Origin of the sequence: Shewanella sp. 10N.286.51.B2, from assembly GCF_041469265.1 — a bacterium.
In the GTDB taxonomy this organism is placed as follows: domain Bacteria; phylum Pseudomonadota; class Gammaproteobacteria; order Enterobacterales; family Shewanellaceae; genus Shewanella.
Window position 1 is genome coordinate 101,599 of the sequence record NZ_JBFRKH010000039.1, and the last position, 9,476, is coordinate 111,074.

At 41.5% G+C, this 9,476-nt stretch carries 6 protein-coding genes and 1 pseudogene; 4 read left to right on the plus strand and 3 right to left on the minus strand.

The window, feature by feature from the left end; genetic code table 11:
• Positions 1 to 24: 24 nt before the first annotated feature.
• Positions 25 to 2,502 carry a DNA internalization-related competence protein ComEC/Rec2 gene (locus AB4140_RS10880; RefSeq protein ID WP_372000913.1) on the minus strand — a complete coding sequence of 826 codons (2,478 nt, stop codon included), beginning with the start codon at positions 2,500 to 2,502 and terminating at the stop codon, positions 25 to 27.
• 28 nt (positions 2,503 to 2,530) lie between these two features.
• On the opposite strand from AB4140_RS10880, the gene AB4140_RS10885 reads away from it, so the two are divergent.
• Positions 2,531 to 3,034 carry a DUF2062 domain-containing protein gene (locus AB4140_RS10885; RefSeq protein WP_102438323.1) on the plus strand — a complete coding sequence of 168 codons (504 nt, stop codon included), beginning with the start codon at positions 2,531 to 2,533 and terminating at the stop codon, positions 3,032 to 3,034.
• Positions 3,035 to 3,190: 156 nt separating this feature from the next.
• Here the strand turns inward: AB4140_RS10885 and AB4140_RS10890 are convergent, their stop codons facing one another.
• Both AB4140_RS10890 and AB4140_RS10895 read right to left on the minus strand, forming a co-directional pair.
• Positions 3,191 to 3,736 (minus strand): GNAT family N-acetyltransferase, encoded by a 546-nt coding sequence (locus tag AB4140_RS10890; protein WP_241903516.1) that lies wholly within the window; start codon positions 3,734 to 3,736, stop codon positions 3,191 to 3,193.
• Between the two features lie 84 nt (positions 3,737 to 3,820).
• Positions 3,821 to 4,726 carry a LysR family transcriptional regulator gene (locus AB4140_RS10895; RefSeq protein WP_102438327.1) on the minus strand — a complete coding sequence of 302 codons (906 nt, stop codon included), beginning with the start codon at positions 4,724 to 4,726 and terminating at the stop codon, positions 3,821 to 3,823.
• 123 nt (positions 4,727 to 4,849) lie between these two features.
• Here AB4140_RS10895 and AB4140_RS10900 point away from each other — a divergent pair, with 123 nt between their 5' ends.
• From AB4140_RS10900 to gltS, 3 genes and pseudogenes are all read left to right on the plus strand, one after another.
• The gene (locus tag AB4140_RS10900; RefSeq protein WP_076537421.1) at positions 4,850 to 5,848 is read left to right on the plus strand and encodes an NADP-dependent oxidoreductase; all 999 of its coding nucleotides are present in this window, start codon (positions 4,850 to 4,852) and stop codon (positions 5,846 to 5,848) included.
• 240 nt (positions 5,849 to 6,088) lie between these two features.
• Positions 6,089 to 7,121: pseudogene (locus AB4140_RS10905) on the plus strand (IS110 family transposase).
• 603 nt (positions 7,122 to 7,724) lie between these two features.
• Positions 7,725 to 8,981, plus strand: coding sequence for a sodium/glutamate symporter (gene gltS / locus AB4140_RS10910; protein WP_372000916.1), 1,257 nt, complete (start codon positions 7,725 to 7,727; stop codon positions 8,979 to 8,981).
• Positions 8,982 to 9,476 lie beyond the last annotated feature (495 nt).

A 9,476-nucleotide genomic window follows, 5' to 3' on the forward strand; every position in this document is an offset into this window, starting at 1 on the left:
TCGAATTGCTAACAAAGGCGTATTCTACTCTGGTTTAACTTGGACACCAAATCTAAACAAGTTGTTATACCAAAATGGCTTAATAACTGTACGATACGGTCGAATTTTATAACTTTGACGTTTAAAATCTATACTAAGCTGGCCTGTTTCGCCACTGACAAGCGTGGTAACACCATGGGTTTTATAGCGCTCAACAACGTCATGTTTAGGAAAACCATACTGATTAGCAAAACCCGCAGTAAAAATTGCCTCGCTGGGATTAACGGCCGCAATAAACTCTGCAGACGATGAAGTACGACTGCCATGATGTGGCACAAGTAGGATATCAGCATCCAGTAAAGAGCCGCTTTGTATCAGCCGCTGTTCAGTTTGTTTCTCAATATCACCGGCCAGTAAAACACGGTTATTGCCATCATCAATATGCACAACACAAGACTGGTTATTATCACTTTTTGCTGCCATGTTACTGGTTAAAGTAATGGCTAAATTAAACCAATTAAACCTCCTATCATCGCATTGCTTTTGAGTTTTATCGGCTAGTTGCGCATCAAACTGCACTGTATTGGTTATATCAGTTTGCTGGTACTTATCGATATTACTGATAATAGTTAGCTTACTGAAATGCTTAAGTAGTTCATTTACCCCACCAGCATGATCATTATCGTCATGGCTGATAATTAAATAATCTAGCTCAGTCACACCTTTAGCCATTAATGTGGGTATCACCACTCTTTGGGCGTAACTAAAATTGTCACCATAAGCCGCGCCAGTGTCATAAAGTATGCCTTTATGACCTTGTTGTAATAGCACCGCCATGCCCTGACCCACATCTAATACATGCATTTGCCACAACAGCTTAGTCGATAGGGGTTGAGTATTATCTTTGATAAAGCCATATACCTGAAACATAAAAGGCAGCGCCATTAATCCAAAGCATACTCGCCAATGGGTGTCGCTAGCCCACTTAAATAGAAACAGTCCTAAGGCAAGTAATAGTAAACTGACTGTCAGCGCATCTGAAAGGTGAAATTGAGCCAAGGGTAACTGCCCACTTAGGCTTAACAGGTAGTAAAAAGGGGCAAGGCTATGATCAGTAAGCCACAATAATGTGCTAACTATTGCATCACTTATAAACTCAGGTGCAGGTAACAGCATAAAGACACTATTTAGCAATAAAGCCAACATACACAGCGGAATAACAATGACACTAAACCATGGCACCATCAAAAAGTTAATCCAAATACTGTGGATTGAAATACTACCAAATAACAGCGCTTGTATTATCCCGAGACCGATAAATAAGCGCCACTGAATCGCCCAAAAATTAATTAGAAAACCCATCAAATTTGACTTAAGCTGACTCAAACGCCGCAATCCTCGAGCCCTTAAGCTATCATCTTGCTGAATTTGAACATCCGTTAACTCGACAGCTGTGTTCAATTGCTGGGGATTTAACTCCGTTGTGGATTTAACCCCAAGATAGTCGATGGTAAATAAAATTATTGCCAATGCGCTAAAGCTAAGCCAAAAACCAGCACTTAAACTGGCAAAAGGGTCAAATACCAACACCGCAAATAACGCCCATATCAAGCGCTGCCAAGTCGAGGCGTGTTGTCTAAATACGGTTAGCAACACAATCATTAACAGCATCATCAATGCCCGCTGAGTGGATATAGCCATCCCAGCTAAATAACCATAACCTGCAGCAACCATTGCTGCCATTAATACCGCCAAGATGAGATTACGCCGAGAGGATGTTGCCATGAAATTTAACAATAACAGCCTAAATAAACTCCAGCTAAGACCAAACACTACAGATAAATGTAATCCTGAAATCGCAACTAAATGACCTGTGCCCGTTGATCTTAACGCCTGCCATTGCTCGGTAGAAATGTCAGTTTTATCGCCAAACAACAACGCATTAATGATGGGATAATGGCTTAAATGTTGTAATTTCGGTTTGAAATCACTAATTACTCTTTGCCTTAAAGACAATTTATAATCGATAAGCTGTGACTGTTTAACACTGCCTTTTGCGACAATGTGTTGGCTTAATAAATATTTTTGTTGATTAAAACCACCTTGGTTAATCGGGCTGGTAATGGGCTTCATTCTGGCGTCAAACGCCCATACCTGCCCAACTTTTACCTCAGGCGCTTGTTGCCAATTAAGTCTATAGTATCGCTTGTAAAGCGAATGTTGCGCTGATAGTAAAACAACATTAAAGCTTATCCAGTCGCTGTTTTTGCTAACTAGTGATACTATCTGTGCCTTAAATTGTTTTCTGACTGGATGTTCAGCTTCTTGATGTGAAAATAATGAATAAAAACAAATGGAAACCCAAAAGACACCTAAAAGGCAGCCACTGATGAATGGCCACCTCTTTAACGTGAGTACCCCAATAACAAACATTAAAACCGCTAGCGATATTGGAAGTAAACTTGGCAATAAATTGCTAAATAGGACGCTAGCGCAAAATCCATAAACAAATCGATTTATCATCGGTTAATTAAAGACAGTAATCGCATATATGCCAAAAAAATTATTACAAAAATTTATGCCGAAGCCTGAGACTTTACGTAACAATAAATATTTACGTATTTTTGGTGGTTTGCTGGATAAACCAAATTTATGGACCCTCAACCGAAAATCGGCTCCGGGGTCCTTTGCGGTGGGCTTATTTGTCGCTTGGTTACCATTTCCTTTTCAAATGGTTATTGCTGCAGGCATGGCGATATTTTTTAACGTCAATATCCCATTGGCAGTGGCATTAGTTTGGATAACAAACCCGTTTACCATGCCATTTATGTTTTATGCTGCCTATATTTTAGGAGCAAAAATTCTTGGCCATAACACTGCTCATTTCAATTTTGAAGCCAGCTGGCAATGGGTTGAAAGCTCTATCAGTACCGTAGGGCCGCCATTTTTACTGGGTTGCATTATACTCGGTGCAATATTTGCTTTTATCGGTTTCTTTGTGATTAAGAGCTTATGGAAGTACTCGATTTTATTTAAATGGAAAAAAAGAAACTAATCACACAACTGTTCGCCCTAGTGAGTAAAATCGAATTACCAATAAAAAAGTCAGCTTTGTGCTGACTTTTTGCTTTTAAAGCTCAGGTTTAGATTTGAGTTATCGACCACACTCTACCGATAGCGACAACAATAACGATTGTGATAAATACCGTTATTAAGACTGCTGAAAATACTCCTGTTGCAACAGTGCAAAGCCGCACTCATCGCTCCACTTCCCTTTAAAAAATATATTCTTTAAGTAATGGGCCTCTTTTCGAAATCCAAGCCTTTCTAGTAACGCTATTGATGCTAGGTTCTCGGCATCAGTTATCGCCGTTATGCGATGTTTGTTTAAGCTGACAAACAAATAATCAATCACTGCTGCCAGTGCTTCAGTAGCAAAACCTTGCTGCTGATACTCTCTCGCTATGGTAAAACCAAGCTCCATCTGCATATCGTCGACAAAATGCACTGCTACATCGCCTACTAGCTGTTGGCTTTTATCGACAATAGCTAGCTGAAACCAGTTACCAGCAACACCAAACAAACCATAATCCATACTGGTAAACAGCGCCTTGGCATCTTCGAGCTGATAATCATCCCAGCTTTGATATTGCGCAATCACAGGATCGGCTCGATAAGCTACAAATGCTGCTAAATCATCGGCTTGAAAAGCGCGGAGCGTCAGCCTTGTGGTTACTATTGTTGGTGTTGCAATCATTACTAATGATACTCTTGATGTAGACACTGTCATAACAGCCAATATTTAAACATGCTAGCTGCTTTGAATATTACATAAACTAAGTTATTTAGCGTGTTTAATCCTAGCCACTAAAAAATCTACCGCCGCTTTGACCTTAGGGACATGATAGCGCTGTTTTTGATAAATAAGATATACCCCGAAATCATCACTTTGACTGGCTGATAATGGCGGCTCAAACTGTAATTCAGTCAGCTGATTAGATTCAAAAAATGGTGCTAGCACCCAGCGCGGCATCATCACTATGCCTTGATGTTGCAGCGCTTTATCGATTAACCACTCACCAGCATTACTGATCGCCTCAACAGGGGCTGATACATCATGCCACTGGCCATTAATTTTACTTAGCCACGGCACGCGGCCTTTTGGCGAGCGATAATATAAGCCTTTATGTTGTTTAAGCTCATTTGGGTGTAAAGGTACGCCATAGTCCGCTAGATACTGCTGGGTCGCTGCTGGTACAAACTGGTTGTCCATTAACCTTATCGCCACTACGCGATCATTAGGGGCATAACCACCACGAATGGCAATATCCACATCATCACGTCCAACAGACGACAGTTCATCGCTGAGCTCAATATCTAAAATCACTTTGGGATATAACCTTGAGAACTCATCCATCAATGGCAGCAGCTGTTCACGGCCAAAGCCAACCATGGCACTAATGCGTAATTTCCCCATAGGTTCAGTTTGATAACTTCTCACCGCCTCATTGCTTTGTTCAAGCTGATTTAGCAAGCTTGATACTTGCTGATAATATTCTCGGCCAATCTCAGTCAAACTGACGGCGCGGGTTGAACGCTTTAATAACGTCGCCCCAAGGGAGTTTTCAAGATCTGCAACCCGTCTTGATAATGATGATGCCGGTACAGAAAAAGCCTTAGCCGCTTGGGTAAAGCTGCCTAACTCCACCACTTTCACAAAATATTTAAGCGCCCGTAATTGATCCATCAAAGCCTCATTATTGTTTTTAAAGCAATAAAGTATCGCTTTTTAGCTACTATATCTTATCAAAAAGAAAAGCAATAATGCATTCAATAGCAAAATTGATAAAAATAAAGACAAGGAACAACAATGAGCACATTTACCGCCATCAACTTAGTAAAGCGTCCACAAGGTGGCCCAATCACCGCTGATATTTTTGAAGTGGTACAAAAGCCAATGCCAACCGTGAACCCAGGCGAGATTTTAGTAAAACAAAATCATATGTCATTAGACCCTGCCATGTTTGGTTGGATGCAACCTGATACTGACAGCTATATTCCGCCAGTGAACTTAGGTGAAGTAATGCGCAGTAGCGGTGTCGGTGAAGTCGTTGAAAGCCATCACCCCGATTTTAAAGTTGGCGATCGCGTGATGGGCATGATGGGCTGGCAAGAATATTTTCACAGTAATGGTCAAGGCTTAAACAAAGTTGATGCGCCATTACCAGACGAAGCAATACTGTCTGTATTTGCGCTACCGGGATTAACCGCCACTCAAGGCCTATTTAATGTCGGTAAGCCCAAAGCTGGCGAAACCATTATTGTTACCGGCGCTGCGGGGTCTGTTGGCTCAATTGTTGGTCAACTTGCTAAAGCAGATGGCCTAACGGTTATTGGGGTAGTTGGTAGTGATGAAAAAGCAGATTGGATTGTCAATGAACTTGGTTTTGATTCAGCCATTAACTACAAAACCGATGATCTTGAAGCCAAACTTGCACAATGTGCCCCAAATGGCATCGACTTATTCTTTGAAAATACCGCAGGCCCAATCCAAAGCCTAATTATCGATAAAATGAACCCACATGGCCGTGTCATGGTTTGTGGTTTAATTGCTGACTACAGCAGCCAAACACCAGCACCTGGCCCTAGCTGGATGAACATTTTAAAAAGACGCCTCACGATTCAAGGCTTCACAATGCCAGATCACTTTGGTGAAGTGCCAAGCTTATTGGCTAAGCTCACCCCTTATGTACTGCAAGGTAAAATCAAACACCGCGCCCACGTACTTAATGGCTTAGAGTCATCAATTGACGGATTGAACTTATTCTTCTCTGGTGCCAACAAAGGCAAATTGATGGTTAAGCTTTAATAGGCTTCAGTGCCAACGCTGACAAGCGTTAGGGTTAAAGCAACAAAAAGGTATTAATGCAGTGGCATTAATACCTTTTTATTTTGTCATCTTCTCCTAATTCCACCGAGAATTACTGCACCTACCTCAGCGTAAAATACAATAGCCAATTAAAATGGGTGATGAGATGGACGCTCCCTATTCCGGCGTCAATGCGCCAAACTGATGTTGAACCATTCAGTTACATAAGGAGCGTCCACTATGAAAGTTACCACTATTGCTATCGATTTGGCAAAAAATGTCTTCAACGTTATCGGCATGGATGTACACGCTAAACAGCTTTTTAATAAACGACTTAACCGTATTCAACTTGTCGAGTTCATGCAGCTTCAACCGCCTTGTGATGTGATATTTGAAGCTTGTTATTCTGCACATTACTGGGGAAGAAAATTCAACAGTATGGGGCATCACGTCAAACTCATACCCCCACAGCATGTGACTCCTTTTGTCCGTGGCAATAAAAACGACAAAAATGATGTCATGGCTATTTTTGAAGCCAGTTTGAGACCCCATATTCGCTTTATCCCTGTAAAAACAGAAGAGCAACTGGAAGTATTAATGCTTCATCGAGTCAGAGAACGCTTAGTTCGACAAAGAACCGCCTGTACAAATCAAATTCGTGGCGTATTAGTTGATTTTGGCATCTGCTTCCCTCAAGGCTATAGCGCGTTTGAGCTGGCAATGTGGGACATTATGAATGATGACCATCAACGCCCGTTAATTAAGCTGATGGCGAATGATTTCTGGGACGAGTATCAAGTATTGACCAAACGTCTGAAACAAATTAACTCACTGATAGAACAACTTGCCATGCAAGATCCTAATGGCAGTATTTTACTCAGCATTCCAGCTGTAGGACCTATTATCGCTTCCGCTTTTGCGGCTTCAATCGGCTCAGGTCAAGCCTTTAATAGCCCAAAAGAACTGGCTGTCTGGTTGGGGTTAACCCCAAAACAATTTGCTTCAGGTACTAAAAGCGTCCATTCAGGAATAACCAAGCGAGGTGACGGCTATCTGCGTAAGCAACTGATACACGGCGCAAGAACCGTCGTTAGCCACGCAAGCAAAAAACAAGATGACTTAAGCATGTGGATAAACCAGCTTAGGACTCGAAAAACCATGTGTTGTACTGTGGTGGCTACAGCCCATCGCTTAGCAAGGTTGATGTGGATATTACCGCAAAAACAAAACCCCGTATCAGCCTCAGTATGGTGCCTATCATGTTGCATGTTAAAACCGTTGTCGCTATCTTGCACAGCTCGGTCTGGCCAAGGGTATTTAACCCGAGTGGGTGATATGAGTGGCAAGATAGCACATTAATAACTCACCAGGGTTGTTGTAAACGATGAAGTAATGGCTCAGTCCAACCAATGTAAGCCAGAAAAGGCCAAGGATGAACTTAATCCGAATGGGTGTTTCACAATTAAACGGCGCAGTGGTACGGAATTCATTAGGGGCACAGCTACACTGTTAAGCCCGTATATATGGCAGTACAACCACTTTAAGCGGTACATGAGTGACATCAATAACAACAGCAAGTGTGAATAGTTTAGAAGAAAACCAAGGTCAAAAGCCTTCGGTAGGCAGACTATTGTCTTGACTCACCGGGAGCGTCCATATATGGCCATGTTATTGTTAACACAATCACAAAATAAGCCCGCAATGCATTATCAACCATACAAGTGTAAAGCTCAGTGTATGCAGAGGAATATGCATAACTCGTCACTGTTACTCCTTTGCCCTTTTAGCCAGACAATCTAGAATACAGTAACCCGATTGGGCTAACTCAGTAAAATTGAGTACAATCGACCTTTTTTTGACAAGGATAAACTCTCCAATGGAACCAAATGTAATTCATGAAGCAGCTAAGCAACTGGTCCCAGTGCAAGCCTTTCTGGCTTTTACTTTGGCTATCACTGCTTTATTTATGGGGAAATTCATCATTTCCAAAAGTGCTTTATTGCAAAAGTATAGTATTCCAGAGCCAGTCGTTGGCGGCTTTTTCTGCGCCAGTATCGTCGGTATTTTGTATTACGCCTTTAATATCCAAGTTCAATTTGAACTAGACGTGGCCGATATACTATTGCTCTACTTTTTTGCGGGGATTGGCCTAAAAGCCGACTTTGCCACCCTTATCAAGGGGGGGGAACCTTTATTAGTACTATTGCTGCTTGCCGGTTTATACATTTTTTTGCAAAACCTGTTAGGCATCAGTGTTGCCACGCTATTTGGCTTTGACCCCAAGGCGGGTTTAATGTCTGGCTCAATTTCACTCACTGGGGGAGTTGGCACCGCAATGGCGTGGGGCCCAACCTTTGTTAACGATTTGGGTATTGCCAATGCCTTAGAGCTAGGACTTGCGTCCAATACCTTAGGCTTAATTGCAGCGTGTTCGGTTGGCGGTCCCATTGCTGCTTATTTAATGAAACGCCATAAACTAACCGGTAACCATGATAGCGAACTGGATATAGGTACCACTCACAAAGACGGTGACAAAGGGCTACAAGTTGATTACTTTGGTGTTTTAAGGGCTTGGTTATTCTTAAATTTATCCCTTATCGGGGGGCATTTCATCAATGCAGCCTTAACCGATCTAGGTTTAAAATTACCCATGTTTGTGGCCTGCTTGTTAGCCGGTATCCTTATTGGGAACAGCTTAAAGATTTACGTATTACGAAAGAACAGTACTAAATTATTAAATAATGTACGTGATGGTGAAAAAGGCCTGACATTAATTCAAGATATTTGTTTAGGCATGTTCTTAACCATGGCCTTAATGGGCTTAAAGGTATGGGAGCTAGAAGGCAGCTTCTTCTACATCCTCGTGATCATTGGTCTACAAGTACTGATGTCGGTGCTTTACACGATTTTTGTGGTGTTTCGAGCCATGGGTAAAGATTACGAAGCTGCGGTGATTTGTGCCGGATTTGGGGGGGTGACATTAGGCTCCACGGCAACAGCCATCGTGAACATGACGGCTGTAACCCAACAACACGGCGCCGCCCATCGGGCCTTTATTATTTTACCGCTGGTCTGTGGTTTCTTTATCGATATCGTAAATGCCTTGTGGATTAACTTTTTTGCCTACTACTAATCATCAGCTAACACACATTTCTCTGATTTAACTTCACGGCCTTGTTCACTGCAAGGCCGTTTCTTTATTTCTAAACGCCAGCCAAGCCAGTCAACAACACGCAAGTGAGTTGCTAAAATCTAATTAATTAAAAAGCCACCCATTGTTAATTAAAATGTTAATTAAATAATTACAAAGCCACCCATTATTTAGAAGTTATAACATAACGCCATTCGTTTTAAGTTGCTAACACTTACATCCATTAACTGATGGGATTATTCCAGCCAAAGGACTAAATACTTCATCATTAATCACCAAAAATTAATTAACAAAGCCACCCATTATTTTGAAGTTATAACATATCGCCTTTCGTTTTGAGTTGCCAACACCTACATTCATTTACTGATGGACGATCCCTGTCAAAGGACTGAATATTTCATCATTAATCGCCAAAATTAACTCATAAACTAAATTCAATCCAGCAGAAAAAAGTGGGAAATGCTTTTATTTTAAATT